Here is a 14,411-nt window from a genome sequence, read left to right as displayed (position 1 = left end):
CGTCCGCATTGCCCGCAAAGGCGCGCCGATCGACGCATGCGGCGCGCAGCCCGTCGGCGACGCGCATTGGGGCGCAGGTGAGGGCGCTGCGCATGGCGGCCGAGGTGTCTGGCGGCGAACTGGCCAAGACCTCGGGGATTTCTGCCTCGATGCTTTCTCGCATCGAGCGCGGATTGGTCTCGCCATCGGTGGAGACCTTGGAGCGTCTCGCGAATGGTCTGGGTGTGCCGGCGTCGCGCTTCTTCAGTGATCAGGCGCGGCGCACGGACTTTTGCCATGTGCGTGCAGGACATGGTGTCTTGGTCGATCGGATCGGCGCAGTGGCGGACTACCGCTACGAGCTGCTGGGCCACCTGCTGTCGGGCAACCTGTTCGTCGAGCCCTATCTGGTCACGTTGCTGCCCGGCGCCGATCCCTACGTGACCTTCCAGCACCCGGGTCTCAAGTTCCTGTACTTCCTGTCCGGGGAGGTCAGCTACCGTTACGGCGGCAGGACAGCGGAGGTGAGGGCAGGGGACTCGCTGCTGTTCGATGCGACCGCACTCCATGGGATTGAGGCCATTCGGACCCCGCCGGTCTCTTACCTGTCGGTGGTGTTCACGCTGCGAGAGTAGGCTGTCCTTGGAGGCCCTGCCGCGCTGCGCGGGGCGACGCGGATGCTCATTCGATGGTTCCCCTGCGAATTCGCTAGCCGATTCCAATCCCATCTGAACACCGCCGCCGTTTGTTTGGCAAGACGCGCCGACCTCAGCCGTTTAGCAGCCTTCGGGTATGCCTGCTTCAGACTGACCTGAGTCACTCACAGTCCAGAACCTGAACGGCAGCAAGCGCCAACACCAGTCATTGAACGACGCCTGTCCCGAGTGGCCACTTCACACTGGCGGAGTCAACTGATTAGCCGCGCAAGTCATTTCCGCGCAACATCAGCTGCGCAAACCGTTCAAAAATGCTGCATAGCGGCGCGTCAGGCGCCCTCAGGCATCATCGCTGCAACTGCACAACATTGACCCCTAACCCGAAGACTTGCTCGACCCGGGGCATGAGGTGGTCGTGGTGGGTGAGGAACATCACCTGCGTCCGCTTCGATAGCTCCTTGAGACTGTGGCCTCGGGGCATTTGCAATGCTTACTGCTGGTGCCCGGCGTCAACTACTTTGAGCGGCGTCGCTCAAGATGATTGTCGTCCGTCACTGCTGGATAGCCTGAATGCTGCCGTGCTCCTTTCCGGGCGTTGGCTCGCCCTCTCTGGAAGTTCGCCTTTCGCAGGTCGAACGCCAGGGAAGCTAGTCATCGATAACCAGGCGTTTACATGCCTGTGGTTATCGGTGGTTGGTTATATGGCGAGCCGGACGGCGTAGGCAAGCTCGCGACTACCTGCGCTAACGCCGCTATGCACTGGCGACCGATAAGAAGGCCGCGATCCAATCGGCTTGGTGTGATCTCGATTTCGTTCACGATCTTGCTCCAAACCTCACCGGGATCCCAACAGGGTACTAAAGCGACGGGCATGCTGCTTCCGTGATCGCAGGTTACGACCAGTCCGGCAAGCGGGTTAAAGCTCTGAAACTCCGAGAAAGTGTTGCCATCGTGAAGAGCGCGTGAGGTGAGTCGCGAGGCATGCTGCGCGCTCTCGCTTCGTCAACTTGACTGCAAACCCTGTGCGATCGCCAATGCAAGCAAGTTTGGAGGCGAGTTTTTCAACACAATCGGCATAAAGCCGAAGTTCGCTTCTGCCCATATATGGTCTCGTCCACGAGCCACGAATGTGATTCTGATATTTGCAACGGGTCGCGTCCCATTCCGTGGTGTAGGTCCACAGCCCGGAGAAGGCTGAGCTGCACGGTACTCAGCGTGCCACTGCGGACAGCCGAGTGGGCGCAGTATCGCTCAGGGTCTGCAAGCCCTCCAACTGCATGTAGCGCCGGTTGAGCGACCACTCGTCGTTCTGCTCCATCATCATGGCGCCGACGAGCCGCGTGATCGAGGCGTCGTTGGGGAAGATGCCCACTACGTTCGTACGTCGCTTGATCTCGGCGTTCAGCCGTTCCAGAGGGTTCGTGCTGTAAATCTGCGTCCAGTGCGCTCGAGGGAAGGTCATGAGGGCCAGCACGTCGTTCTCCGCGTCGTCCATCAGTGCGCCGAGCTTAGGGAACTTATCTCGGAGCTGGTCGGCGACCGAGCGCCATTGCGCCCGCGCTGCATCGGCCGAGTCCTGTACGAACACGGTGCCGATGGCGGCCGAGACCATGCGCCGCTGGGTCTTGCCAGCATGCGCCAGGGCGTTGCGCATGAAGTGCACCCGGCAACGCTGCCAAGTCGCCTTCAGAACCTTCGCAGCCGCCGCCTTGATGCCCTCGTGGCTGTCGCTGATCACGAGCTTCACGCCGCGCAGCCCACGGCGGTTCAGGCTGCGCAGGAACTCGGTCCAGAAGGGCTCGGCTTCCGAGGCGCCGACCTTCAAACCCAGCACTTCACGCTGTCCGTCGGTGTTGACCCCGACCGCCACTATCACCGCCACGCTCACGATGCGCCCGGCTTCGCGCGTCTTCACGTAGGTGGCATCGACCCACAGGTAGGGCCAGTCGCCCTCGATCTGTCGTCCCAGGAAGGCGTTGACGCGCTCGTCGAGCTCGCCGCACAGCCGGCTGACTTGGCTCTTGGAGACGCCACTCATGCCCAGCGACTTCACCAGGTCGTCCACGGAACGCGTGGAAATGCCTTGCACATAGGCTTCCTGGATGACGGCGGTGAGCGCCTTCTCGGCGGTGCGCCGAGGCTCCAGGAACTCGGGGAAGTAGCTGCCTTGGCGCAGCTTGGGGATCTTCAGCTCGACACTGCCGGCGCGGGCGTCCCAGGTGCGCTCGCGGTAGCCGTTGCGGCTGTTGAGGCGCTCGGCGGGATTCTTCTCGTCGTAGGCTGCGCCGCAGCGGCCTTCAACATCGAGTTCCATCAGGCGCTGGGCCATGAATTGCACCATCTGGCGCAGGACGTCGACATCGGCTCCCTTCTCGGCGAGCTCGGCTAATGCCATAGTGGCGGTGGTCATTGTGATTTCCTTTATGGACAGGTTTGGTGGGTCGCACCCCAAACTTATCCGGACTTCACGATGGCCACCCCCGAAGGGAGCGGTCGCTGCGCGGCAAGCCGCTTCGGGCTACGCCCTACGCGCCTTGCCGCGCAGCGAGTGAAAGAAGACTTACACCACTTCCAGGGACATCAACTTGCGACGCTAGGTAGCGAACGTAGAGTGCAGTGCAGAAGGGGCTACTGCGTCTTCTGCTGGTGCGACAGGCATCGCGATGCCCGTCGGGGTAACTCCGTGCTCCTGGTGCGCCAGCAAGGCTCGAACTCGACCCACAAGCGCGGCTCTGTTGGTGACCCGCAGCTTTTTGAAGGCATTGCCTAGATGGAAGCGGACCGTTGGATATTCCAAGCCGAGCCGGCTCTGGATCTCCTTGTCAGGACAGCCGCAACTGACAAGCCACGCCACTTCGGCCTCGCGCTTGCTCAAGCGTCCCTCGCGCTGAAGGGTTGCCTCGGCGGATTCACCCTCCTCGATGGTAGGTGCGGTTTCCTTCCAGCCCAGCCGTGAAAGCGCGGCGGTGATCGCTGGCTCAACGAGGTTCAGGATCTCGATTTCTCCCGTATCGAAATTCCCCCGCTCCCGATTGCGCCAGATGCGAACGTCCCCGACGCACCGCTCTTGATCGTAGAAATAGACATTCACTCCCCAGTACATACGGTCGCGACGAAGGAAGTCATTGAAGAACTCCGTGCGCGACAGGTCTCTCTGGCAGAGCACCTGCGTTGCCAAGGTCGGCTTGCGACGCTGCATCATGGGGTAGGTCAGCGGGTCCACGAAGCGGAAGTAGTCGTCCCAGGACCGCAGGTTCTCCTCGGACATGTTGAGCGCGGTCGTTCGGCCGAAGCGCTGCCTTTCGCCGTCCCACACCATCGACACGTAGGTGTCGGCACGAAGGAGGTCGAGCATCGGCAGCGCCATGCGCTCGCGCAGCTCGTCGCCGTCGGTCGCGTTCGCGACCAGGCGCATGAGGTCCGACAGGGCCCTGGTCTGAATGGTGGAGAGGTGCATGGTCGATTCCAAGCAAGGTTCATGCGCGGGGCGCCAATGCTAGGCAGTGCCGTGGTTTCCGCCAGTCGGGTCTGACCCTACATAGCGCCCGGCGAGCGGCCCCTAACGATTTCTATAGGTCCCCGACAAAACCACGCTGCGTACATTGAATCGTCACCAAACGCTGAACGAACCATGCACGCGATCGACCTTCCTCTGTCTGCCATTCGCAAGCTCCTTGATGGAGCGTCCGTCTCAAGCCTGGATCTGGCCGAGGCCTGCATCGCGCGGTCGCAAGCCTGCAGGGACCTCAACGTGTGGGTCAGCTTCGATCCCGAAGCACTGCGGAAAGAAGCGCGCGATGCGGACAGCCGTCTTGCCGCCGGCGAGCGGCTCCCCTTGCTCGGTATTCCCATCGCCTTGAAGGACAACATCGAGGCAGCCGGCATGGCCTGTGGGGCCGGCACGGCGTCATTGAGCGGAAAGAAGCCCAACGCGGATGCGGAGCTGGTCGCCCGCCTGCGGGCGGCGGGGGCCGTGATTGCGGGCAAAGTGGGTATGCACGAGCTGGCGTTCGGCATCACCAACAACAACGCGGTCACCGGTGCCGTCAAAAATCCCTGGGACCGCACCAGGATTCCCGGGGGCAGCAGCGGGGGCTCGGGCGCCGTGGTCGGTGCGCGCATTGTTCCCGCCTCCATCGGAACGGACACGGGCGGGTCGGTCCGCGTCCCGGCGGCCCTCTGCGGGGTCAGCGGTTTCCGACCGACTGTGGGACGCGTGTCGGCACAGGGAATCGCACCAATTTCGCTCACTCGTGACACCGCAGGGCCGCTGGCTTACACCGTTGCGGACTGCACTCTTCTCGATGAGGTGATGACGGGCGCGAAGAGCGGACCAATGAAGGTGGCGCTCAAGGGGCTGCGCCTTGGTGTCCCAAGGCTTCCGTTCTGGAATGACTTGGAGCCCGAACTTGAACAGGTGGCTGAATCCGCCCTCGATGCACTGCGGCAAGTGGGTATCGAGCTCGTGGATGTCGATATGCCTGCCTTGAGCGAACTCAGTGCCAGTGTCAGCTTGCCGGTGGCGCTCTTCGAGTTTGTGCGTGACATGCGGGAGTACCTCGAGGTGCGCGGTCGTGGCGTGACGCTCGAGGAGATGATTGCAGCCGTCGGAAGTCCGGACGTGCGCGGTGCGGTCGGTACGCTTCTGACCGGCGGGAGCATTCCCGAAGACGTCTACGAGAGCGCTCTTCAGGCGAGACGGCAGATGCAGGCTCTCTACAAGCGGACATTCGAATTGCATCGGATCGAAGCGCTGGTATTCCCGACGACTCCGCGCGTTGCAGCCTTCATCGGTGAAGACGAGACGGTCGACCTGAACGGCACGCAGCAGCCGACCTTCGGGACATTCATTCGCAATACAGACCCCGGAAGCAATGCATCGTTGCCCGGGGCAACCATCCCGCTGGGCCTTGCGAACAACCTGCCGGTGGGCCTCGCGCTCGACGGCCCCATCGATTCCGACCGCCGGCTTCTGGCGATTGCCGAAGCCGTCCAGTCAGCGCTTCCGCCTGCCGCTCAACTCGAAACTCCCAACTGAAATCCCGAAGGAGCATTCCATGGATCGTCGTCATTTCCTGCAAGCAACGCTGGCCGCAGGGGCAGCTTCCGCACTGCCCAAAGCCTTCGCGGCCGACCCGCTCAAGGTGGCCGTGATGATTCCCCAGAGCGGTCCCGGCGGCTTGTTCGGTCCGTCGTGCAAGGCGTGCGCCGAGATGGCCGCCAGTGCCTTGAACGCCCGTGGCGGCGTGCTGGGCCGCAAGGTCGAGCTTCTGTACGGGGATGCGGGCCTTGCTCCCGCGGAAGCAGGCCAGGCCGCGCTGAAGCTCTGGAAGGGCCAGAAGGCGGGTGCCGTCATCGGAATGCACGACAGCGCGGTGCGCGGTGCGCTCGTGGGTCTGTTTAAGGGCCAGGTGCCGTACCTGTGCACGCCCGTCTATGAAGGCGGGGAGTGTGCAAAGGGTACGTACGTCAAGGGCGAGACGCCCCAGCAGCAGCTAGAGCCCGTGATCCCATGGCTGGCGGCCGAACGCAAGCCGACCAAGTGGTACATGATCGGCAACGACTACATCTGGGGTCGCAACACCAATGCCACCGCCAGGGCCTACATCGAGAAGACCGGTGCCAAGGTGGTCGGGGACGAGTACCTTCCCTTCACCGTCGACAACTTCGATGCGAGCCTTGCACGTATTCGCGACAGCGGCGCGGACGCCGTGCTCGTGTCGCTGGTCGGCGGCGCTTCGGTGACCTTCAACAAGTCGTTTGCGAGCTTCGGCCTTTCGGACAAGGCGATTCGCCTGGGCACGCTGATCGAGGAGAACACCCTCGCGGGCATCGGCTTCGCCAATGCGCGCAACCTCTATTCGAGCGCCGGCTACTTCGCGAACATCGACACGTCCGCAGCGAAGGCGTTTGCTGCGGACTATGCCAAGGCCAACGGCGCGAATGCACCGGCATTGAACGGCCTGGCCGAATCGACCTACGAAGGCTTCCTGATGCTCGAAGCGCTCGCGAAGAAGGCCGGGAGCCTGGACCCGGCGAAGCTCGATGCCGCCTCCGAAGGAACGACCTACAGTGGTCCGAGAGGCGCGGTGACCGTCAAGGCGCGCCACGTGGAGCAGGACATCTACGTGGCCGACGTCACGGACAAGGGCTTCCGCGTGGTGAAGACCTTCCCGAACGTCGGCGCCGGCCAGACTTGCAAGGTCTGACCATGCTCGATGGCAACATCTTGCTGCACGGCCTGAACCTGGCCTACGAACTGGCCACGCTCGCACTCACGACGCTGGGCCTGGCGATCGTCTTCGGCCTGCTCGGCGTCATGAACATGGCGCACGGGGAGTTCGTGATGCTCGGAGCCTATTCGGTGGTGACGGTGCAGAAACTGGGGCTGCCGCTGGTGGCCGCGGTTCCCCTGGCGGTGGTGGTGTGCGGCGCGCTCGGCTACGTGGTGGAGCGCTGGCTCATACGGCCGCTCTATTCGCGGCCTTTCGATACGCTGCTCGCGACCTGGGCGCTCGCCATGCTTCTGAGAAAGCTGGTCGAAGCGGTCTTCGGCAGGGAGTACCGGAACGTCGAATCGACGCTGGCGGAACCGATGATGGTCTTCGGTTCGCAGTACCCGGCCTATCGCCTGACGCTGATCGTTCTGGCGCTCGTCGTGATGGCGGGGCTCTTCCTCTGGTATCGGCGCAGTGCGGCCGGCCTTCGAGTGCGCGCCATGACGGCGAATCCCGTTCTTGCGCAGGCGCTGGGCATCAACACCCGCCGGCTCGCTTCGCAGGCGTTCGTCATCGGAGTCGTGTTCGCCGGCCTGTCCGGGGTGCTCCTTGCGCCGTTGATCCGCATCGAACCGGGCATCGGCGTCGACTACCTCCTGGACGCGTTCTTCGTGCTGGTCGTGGGCGGGCTCGGGACCTTGGGCGGCATGTTCGGCGGTGTCGGAATCATCGGCGGCTCGCAGGCCATCGTCAGCAGCGTGGCAGGGCAGACCAGCGGCTACGCGGTGGTGCTCATGCTCTCCATCATCTTTCTGTGGCTCAAGCCCAATGGCCTTTTTTCGCGACGCTAAATCGGCGGCCTTCCTGGCCGCGGTACTGGTTGCGCTGCCGTTCGCGTCCAGCGAATTCGTGGCGTACCAGATCGCCCTGTTCCTGATCTACGGGATCGCTGCGCAGGGCGTGGCCCTCTGCTGGGGACGCCTCGGATTCCTGCCCCTGGGGCACGCGCTCTTCTTCGGGCTGGGTGCCTACCTCTTCGGCGGGATGCTCAAGGGCGCGGAGTCGAACCCCGCCCTGTACCTGGCGCTGCCGGTCGCCGTGGTGGCGCCGGCGTTGCTCGCCTACGTCATCGCGCGCCTGGTCTTCGCCAGAAGCTCGCGCAGTGGGCCCTACTTCTCGCTCATCACCCTTGCGCTGACGATGCTGGGCTTCCTGGCGGCGCAGCAATGGAGCGGCCTGACCGGCGGCTTCAACGGCATGGCGAACATTCCCGACATTCCCGGCACGTCCCGGTACGAGACTTTGTACTGGCTCGTGGCGGCGGTCGCAGTCGTCTCGACGCTCGTTCTCGCGATGCTGGCGGCCCGGCCCATCGGGGTGATCTGGGAAGCAGTGGCGCAGAACGAGGAGCGGCTTCAACTGCTCGGCTATGCGACGGACCGGGTCAAGGCGAACGCCTATGCGTTCTCCGCCTTGCTCGCCGCGGCGGCAGGTGCCTTGTTCTCCGTGCACCAGGGCATCGTGACCCCGCAGGCGATGAGCTTCATCCTCTCGACCGAGTTCGTGATCTGGGCCGCCGTCGGAGGCAAGGGGAGCTCGCTGGGGCCGTTGCTCGGTGCCACCGTGGTCGGCTATGCGTCCGCCGAGCTTCGGGAGCAGTTCCTCTACTGGGAGGTCGCTGTGGCGGCGCTTTTCATCGTCGTGGTGCTGTTCCTGCCGAACGGGGTCGCGGGTCTGCTGAAACGCCGGGCCGACCCGCGCCACGGCGCGGATTCGCCGGCTCCCTCTGCGCATGAGGCGGCCACGTCCATGGCCCCCGTCTCCTTGACCCTCGACGGGGTGAAGACGGCCCAGTCGGGCGTGACGATCCTTGACGAGCTTTCCCTTGCCCTCAGCGGGCCCGGTATCCGCTGCGTCATCGGTCCCAACGGCGCAGGCAAGACCTCTTCGTTCAACGTCATCACGGGCCGGCTTCCGCTTCTCGGCGGCGGGGTCAGGCTCAACGGCCACGATATCGGTGGGCTGTCTGCGTGGCGCGTGGCGCGCAAGGGCATCGGACGCAAGATGCAGGTGCCGTCGGTCTTTCCCGACCTCACGGTGCGGGAGAACCTGGGCCTGGCTGTCTGGGCCGGGCGGGCATCCGCCGTCGACACGCTGAAGCGGACCACGCTGGGATGGCACACCGGGCTTCTCGCCGACATCCTGCAAGAGTTTCCCGCCCTCGCGTCGCAACTCGACGCTCCGGCCGGCACGCTGGCGCAAGGGCATCGGCAAGCGCTGGAACTGGCGATGACGCTCCTTCCGGAGCCGAAGCTGGTGTTGCTGGACGAACCCTGCGCGGGACTGTCGCCCGGCGAGACTCATCAAATGATCGATGCCATCAAGACCCTGGTGAGCCAGATCGGTGCGGCTGCGCTGCTGATCGAGCATGACATCACGGCCGTGGATGCCATGGGCGGCGATGTGTATGTGCTGCACCAGGGGCGTCTTCTCGACAAGGGCTCGCTCGCGGACATCCAGTCCAGCGCGGCGGTGCGGGCGGTGTACGCGGGAGGCCGCAAATGACTCTGGTCTTCAACGAATTGGTATGCGGCTACGGCGACACCGTTGTGGTCCGTGGGGTGTCCGGAGAAGTCCGGCCCGGCCATGCGCTCGCCATCGTGGGAAGAAACGGTGTCGGCAAGAGCACGCTTCTGAAGGCGTTGGCTGGCCAGTTGCCGCTCACCAGCGGCGACATCGACTGGAACGGCCAGGCGCTCGGCGACAGGCCGCTGCACGCCCGGCTTGGCCTGGGAATCGCATTCGCGCCCCAGGAGAACGTCGTGTTCGGCGAGCTGACGGTGGCGGACAACCTGTGGCTGCACCTCGACGACCGGAAGGCCGATCGGTACGAGGAGGTCTTCCAGCACTTCCCGCTGCTTCAGCGCCGGCTCGACCAGCGGGCGGGGTCGCTCAGCGGCGGCGAGCGCAAGCTGTTGTCCTTCGCCCGGACCATGGGGCTGAAGGCAAAGCTCGCGATGCTCGACGAACCTACCGAAGGTGTACAGCCGGAAAACATCGACCGGATGGCCGCGATGGTCAATCGCAGGAAAACCTGTGGCGATTCATTCATCATCGTCGAGCAGAACCTGGAGTTCGTCGCGGCCTTTGCCGACACGGTCCTGGTCCTGGACCACGGAGAGGTTGTCCTGCAGGGCAGCTTCGCCGCCCTGGGCCGCGAGCGGATCGAGCAGCACATGGTCGTCTGACCATCTTCGCTCGATGCGTGCCTCATGTCGCTTCAGACCGCCGTCAGCACGCGAAGCTCCTCGAGCAGCTTGACGGAGGGGCCTGGCAGCATGCCGGCGCGCCTGCGAAAGGCGGTCAGGATTCTCTTGTCGCTCGCGCCCGGGATGTCGAGGGCATCGATCAGCCCGGCCTTTCGCTCGGCGTCGTACATCGGCGCGGGCATCCAGCCGAGAAAGCCCGAGTGGCCGATCAGGCTCTTGAGCGCCATGACCGAGCGCGTCTCGACGACCACGTTGGGCAGCGCGAGGTTCTGCCGCGCGAACACGCTCTTCATGTGCTCGAACGGCCCCGTTCCCTTCGGAAGGATCGCCCAGCGTTCGCCCAGCGTGTCCGACAGCTTCAGCTTGCGTTTCTTGCGCAGCGGGTGGTGGCGGCCAGCTACGACGTAGCTGGTGTCCTCCCACCTGCAGTCCTTGACGGCGACGATCTCTGCCGTGTCCTCGGTGTCGACCCCGAGCGCCAGGTCGATCTCGTGCGAGACGAGCGCGTCAGCCAGCCGGTCCCAGACGCCTTCGATGATCTGGACCTGAAGGTTCGGCCACTTGCTGCAGGCCCGGCCGATGGCCGAAGGAAGCACGAGGCAGGCGATGCTGCCGACCGCGCCGACGCGGATCGTGCCCTTCGCCAGACCGAGCATGGCCTTGATGTTCTCGCTCGCGTGCTCCGATTCGCGCTGCAGCAGCAGCGCATGCGGCTGCAGCGCGCGGCCCACGTCGGTGAGCTGCATTCCCTTCGAATGGCGCTCGAACAGTGGCGCCCCTGCCTGTTCTTCCAGCCTGCGGATCGTGCGGCTCAGCGCGGGCTGGGTGATGTTGAGCGCGTCGGCCGCTCGCCCGAGGCTTCCCGACGAAACGATGGCGTTGAAGGCGACGAGTTGCTGCAGATCGAAAGTCATGCCAAACGGTAATGACTTTTTCTCGAAAAGGCAATTTTCAAGATGGAGATGCCATTTCACACTCCCGCCATCGAGACAGCATTGCGAGTTCGCGGTGCACAGCAGGAAGAAACACGCAATGACCGGATCCGCACTGCACGCCGCTGCCGCGACGCCCGCACACCCCGCCACCGCCGCCAGCAGCATCACCGTTCGCGAGGCCGTGTTCGACCTGATGCGCCGCTTCGGAATGACCTCCGTGTTCGCGAATCCGGGGTCAACCGAGCTCCCGATGTTCCGCGACTTCCCGAGCGATTTCCGCTACGTCCTCGGCCTGCAGGAGGCCTGCGTGGTCGGCATGGCGGACGGCTACGCGCAGGCGACCCGGAACGCTTCGTTCGTGAATCTCCATTCGGCGGCCGGCGTCGGCAACGCCATGGGCAACATCTTCACCGCCTTCAAGAACCGCACGCCCATGGTGATCACAGCCGGGCAGCAGGCGCGTTCGATCCTTCCCTTCGACCCGTTCCTGTCGTCGGCCCAGGCCACCGAACTGCCGAAGCCCTATGTCAAATGGAGCATCGAGCCGGCCCGCGCCCAAGACGTGCCGCTCGCGATTGCCAGGGCCTACTACCTGGCCATGATGCCGCCTTGCGGTCCGGTGCTGGTGTCGGTACCCGTGGACGACTGGGACCAATACACCGAGCTGGTTCCGACCCGGGCCGTGAGCACCCGGACGCGTCCGGAGCCCGAGCTCCTTGCCCGGATCTCGACCGCACTGGAGGCAAGCGAGCGCCCGGCATTCGTGGTGGGCGCCGCCGCCGATCGGGACGGCGCGTGGAACGAAGTCGTCGCATTGGCGGAAGCCCACAACGCCCGCGTGTGGGTCGCGCCGATGTCCGGACGCTGCAGCTTTCCGGAAGACCATCGCCTGTTCGCCGGCTTCCTCCCGGCCATGCGCGAGCGCATCGTCGAACTGCTCGAGGGCCACGATCTCATCCTCGCCATAGGCGCGCCGGCCTTCGCCTACCACGTCGAAGGCGCGGGTCCTCATGTGCCTGCCGGCGCAGCCCTGTGCCAGTTGACCGAGGACCCGGATACCGCGGCATGGGCGCCCGTCGGCATCTCGGCCGTCGGCAGCATCCGGCTGGGATTGCTGGACCTGCTCGCCGTGCCGCCGAGGAAGACGCGTCCGCTTCCGCCCGCCAGAAAAGCCGCGCCGCGTGCGGAGCCGACCCCGCTGATGTCGGTGGCCTATGTGCTGCAAACGCTCGCGCAAGCAAGGAAGCCGGAACACATCGTGGTCGAAGAGGCGCCGAGCGCACGGCCCGTGATGCAGGCCCGCTTGCCGTTCACCCGCAGCGAGACCTTCTACACGATGGACAGCGGCGGCCTCGGCTACGGCATGCCCGCGTCCGTGGGCGTTGCATTGGGCAAGCCCGGCAGCCGGGTCATCTGCCTGATCGGCGACGGATCGAGCATGTACTCCATCCAGGCGCTCTGGAGCGCGGCGCAGAACAGGCTGCCGATCATCTTCGTGATCCTGAACAACAGGCGGTACGCCGCACTCCAGGATTTCGCGCCGGTGTTCGGCTTCTCGCCCACCGATGTCGTGCAGGGCACGGAGCTGCCCGACCTCGACTTCCAGTCGCTGGCCAAGGGAATGGGATGCACCGCGGTGCGCGTGACCGACCCGGCCGATCTGCGCAAGGCGCTCGACGAGGCCCTGGCCAGCGACGCGCCCGGCGTCGTGGAGGTCCGGGTCGCCTGACCTCGCCGCTCGTTCCCGTTCCAGCGCGCGACGCATTTTTCAAACCACCCTACGGAGACAAGCCGATGAAGATTTCGATGTTGATCAATGGCGAGCGCACGGACGCTCGCGACGGCGCAACCTTTGAGCGGCGCAATCCTCTGGACGGCAGCGTGGCGACGACCGCCCCCGCGGCCGCGCCGCAAGACGCCGTCGCCGCGGTGGATGCCGCGGCCGAGGCCTTCAAGACCTGGTCGACCACCGGCCCCGGCGAACGCCGGGCGCTGCTCATGAAGGCCTCGCATGCGCTGGAAGCCAAGGCGGAGGCCTTCGCCGAGGCCATCGCCGCCGAGACCGGCGCATCCGCCATCTGGGCAGGTTTCAATGTCCATCTCGCGGCAGGCATGCTGCTGGAGGCCGCATCGCTCACCACCCAGATCAGCGGCGAGGTCATCCCCTCGGATGTGCCGGGCAACCTGGCCATGGCCGTGCGGCAGCCGGCAGGCGTCGTCCTCGGCATCGCTCCCTGGAACGCGCCGGTGATCCTGGCCGTGCGTGCCATTGCGACGCCGCTGGCCTGCGGCAACACGGTCGTTCTCAAGGGCAGCGAGATCTGTCCCGCCACGCATGGGCTGATCATCGAGGCGCTGCAGGAGGCCGGGCTGCCCAAGGGCGTGGTGAACTTCGTGACCAACGCGCCCGCGGACGCCGCCGCCGTCGTCGAAGCGATGGTGGCCCACCCCGCGGTTCGACGCGTCAACTTCACGGGCTCGACCCACGTCGGCAAGCTCATCGCTGCCACCTGCGCCAAGTACCTCAAGCCCGTCGTGCTCGAACTCGGCGGCAAGGCTCCGCTGGTCATCCTGGACGACGCCGATGTAGATGCAGCCGTCAACGCGGCGGTGTTCGGTGCGTTCGCCAACTCCGGACAGATCTGCATGTCGACCGAACGCATCGTCGTCGACGAGAGCATCGCCGACGAGTTCGTCGCCAGGCTCGGCGCCCGGGCTGCGAGCCTTCCGCTGGGCGACCCGCGACAGGGACCGGTGGTGCTCGGCTCGGTGGTCGACATGGGCACGGTCAACCGCTGCAACGAACTGATCGACGACGCACTTGCCAAGGGCGCCAAGCTCGTCATCGGCGGAAAGGCGAAGGACACGCTGATGCCCGCGACGCTGCTCGATCACGTCACCTCGGAAATGCGCATCTTCCGGGAAGAGGCTTTCGGTCCTGTGAAGGGCATCGTTCGGGTCCGCGGCGTGGAAGCGGCCGTTGCATGCGCCAACGACAACGAGTACGGCCTTGCGGCAGCAGTGTTCGGCCGCGACGTGGCGCGCGCCATCCAGGTGGCGGGGCGCATCGAGTCGGGCATCTGCCACGTGAATGGCCCCACCGTCCACGACGAAGCACAGATGCCCTTCGGCGGCGTCAAGGGCAGCGGCATCGGCCGCTTCGGCGGCAAGGCCGGCGTGGAGGCATTCACCGAGCTGCGCTGGCTGACGGTGCAGACCACGCCGCGCCAATACCCCTTCTAGGAAACGAACAAGCGCATCGGCGCATCGGCGCATCGGCGCACCGGCGTCATCGCCGGGCGTCATCTCACCGTCGGCAAAGCGCCGAGGTGGACGAGAGAAAGCATGCGGCAG

Annotated in this window: 11 protein-coding genes; 8 read left to right on the top strand and 3 right to left on the bottom strand. The window is 65.1% G+C overall.

The genetic code is table 11. The features are described from left to right. Positions 1–77: 77 nt before the first annotated feature. Positions 78–614 (top strand): helix-turn-helix domain-containing protein, encoded by a 537-nt coding sequence (locus FB547_RS25660; RefSeq protein ID WP_145746517.1) that lies wholly within the window; start codon positions 78–80, stop codon positions 612–614. A gap of 1,231 nt (positions 615–1,845) precedes the next feature. Here the strand turns inward: FB547_RS25660 and FB547_RS25655 are convergent. Continuing rightward, positions 1,846–3,045, bottom strand: a complete 1,200-nt coding sequence (locus FB547_RS25655; RefSeq protein WP_145746468.1) for an IS256 family transposase — start codon at positions 3,043–3,045, stop codon at positions 1,846–1,848. Between the two features lie 183 nt (positions 3,046–3,228). Beyond that, positions 3,229–4,092: a helix-turn-helix transcriptional regulator gene (locus tag FB547_RS25650; RefSeq protein ID WP_145746467.1), complete on the bottom strand. Its 864-nt coding sequence runs from the start codon at positions 4,090–4,092 to the stop codon at positions 3,229–3,231. Between the two features lie 174 nt (positions 4,093–4,266). Here FB547_RS25650 and iaaH point away from each other — a divergent pair, with 174 nt between their 5' ends. From iaaH to FB547_RS25625, 5 genes are read left to right on the top strand one after another with little or no spacing between them, the layout of a single operon-like run. Beyond that, a complete protein-coding gene (iaaH, locus tag FB547_RS25645; RefSeq protein ID WP_145746466.1) occupies positions 4,267–5,673 on the top strand; it encodes an indoleacetamide hydrolase in 1,407 nt (468 codons plus the stop codon). A 19-nt stretch (positions 5,674–5,692) separates the two neighbouring features. After that, positions 5,693–6,844, top strand: coding sequence for a substrate-binding domain-containing protein (locus FB547_RS25640; protein WP_145746465.1), 1,152 nt, complete (start codon positions 5,693–5,695; stop codon positions 6,842–6,844). 2 nt (positions 6,845–6,846) lie between these two features. Beyond that, positions 6,847–7,704: a branched-chain amino acid ABC transporter permease gene (locus tag FB547_RS25635; RefSeq protein WP_145746464.1), complete on the top strand. Its 858-nt coding sequence runs from the start codon at positions 6,847–6,849 to the stop codon at positions 7,702–7,704. Continuing rightward, the gene (locus tag FB547_RS25630) at positions 7,682–9,418 is read left to right on the top strand and encodes an ABC transporter permease subunit (protein ID WP_145746463.1); all 1,737 of its coding nucleotides are present in this window, start codon (positions 7,682–7,684) and stop codon (positions 9,416–9,418) included. The genes FB547_RS25635 and FB547_RS25630 overlap by 23 nt, the downstream gene beginning before the upstream one ends. Continuing rightward, the gene (locus FB547_RS25625) at positions 9,415–10,101 is read left to right on the top strand and encodes an ATP-binding cassette domain-containing protein (RefSeq protein ID WP_261380395.1); all 687 of its coding nucleotides are present in this window, start codon (positions 9,415–9,417) and stop codon (positions 10,099–10,101) included. The genes FB547_RS25630 and FB547_RS25625 overlap by 4 nt, the downstream gene beginning before the upstream one ends. A 32-nt stretch (positions 10,102–10,133) precedes the next feature. On the opposite strand, the gene FB547_RS25620 is transcribed toward FB547_RS25625, so the two are convergent. Next, positions 10,134–11,036, bottom strand: a complete 903-nt coding sequence (locus FB547_RS25620; RefSeq protein ID WP_145746462.1) for a LysR family transcriptional regulator — start codon at positions 11,034–11,036, stop codon at positions 10,134–10,136. A gap of 118 nt (positions 11,037–11,154) precedes the next feature. On the opposite strand from FB547_RS25620, the gene mdlC reads away from it, so the two are divergent. Beyond that, complete coding sequence (gene mdlC, locus FB547_RS25615; RefSeq protein ID WP_145746461.1) at positions 11,155–12,786, top strand: benzoylformate decarboxylase; 1,632 nt, start codon at positions 11,155–11,157, stop codon at positions 12,784–12,786. Between the two features lie 65 nt (positions 12,787–12,851). Then, positions 12,852–14,300, top strand: a complete 1,449-nt coding sequence (locus FB547_RS25610; RefSeq protein ID WP_145746460.1) for an aldehyde dehydrogenase — start codon at positions 12,852–12,854, stop codon at positions 14,298–14,300. Positions 14,301–14,411: the final 111 nt, after the last annotated feature.

The organism is Variovorax beijingensis (genome assembly GCF_007828835.1).
Classification (GTDB): domain Bacteria; phylum Pseudomonadota; class Gammaproteobacteria; order Burkholderiales; family Burkholderiaceae_C; genus Variovorax; species Variovorax beijingensis_A.
The sequence above is the reverse complement of the archived record's forward strand: the minus strand, read 5'-3'. Positions and strand labels throughout refer to the sequence as shown.

Bases quoted from the DNA above. Each gene is read 5' to 3' on its own strand.
- FB547_RS25655 (WP_145746468.1), bottom strand. From the start codon at position 3,045: ATGACCACCGCCACTATGGCATTAGCCGAGCTCGCCGAGAAGGGAGCC.
- FB547_RS25650 (WP_145746467.1), bottom strand. From the start codon at position 4,092: ATGCACCTCTCCACCATTCAGACCAGGGCCCTGTCGGACCTCATGCGC.
- iaaH (WP_145746466.1), top strand. From the start codon at position 4,267: ATGCACGCGATCGACCTTCCTCTGTCTGCCATTCGCAAGCTCCTTGAT.
- FB547_RS25640 (WP_145746465.1), top strand. From the start codon at position 5,693: ATGGATCGTCGTCATTTCCTGCAAGCAACGCTGGCCGCAGGGGCAGCT.
- FB547_RS25635 (WP_145746464.1), top strand. From the start codon at position 6,847: ATGCTCGATGGCAACATCTTGCTGCACGGCCTGAACCTGGCCTACGAA.
- FB547_RS25630 (WP_145746463.1), top strand. From the start codon at position 7,682: ATGGCCTTTTTTCGCGACGCTAAATCGGCGGCCTTCCTGGCCGCGGTA.
- FB547_RS25625 (WP_261380395.1), top strand. From the start codon at position 9,415: ATGACTCTGGTCTTCAACGAATTGGTATGCGGCTACGGCGACACCGTT.
- FB547_RS25620 (WP_145746462.1), bottom strand. From the start codon at position 11,036: ATGACTTTCGATCTGCAGCAACTCGTCGCCTTCAACGCCATCGTTTCG.
- mdlC (WP_145746461.1), top strand. From the start codon at position 11,155: ATGACCGGATCCGCACTGCACGCCGCTGCCGCGACGCCCGCACACCCC.
- FB547_RS25610 (WP_145746460.1), top strand. From the start codon at position 12,852: ATGAAGATTTCGATGTTGATCAATGGCGAGCGCACGGACGCTCGCGAC.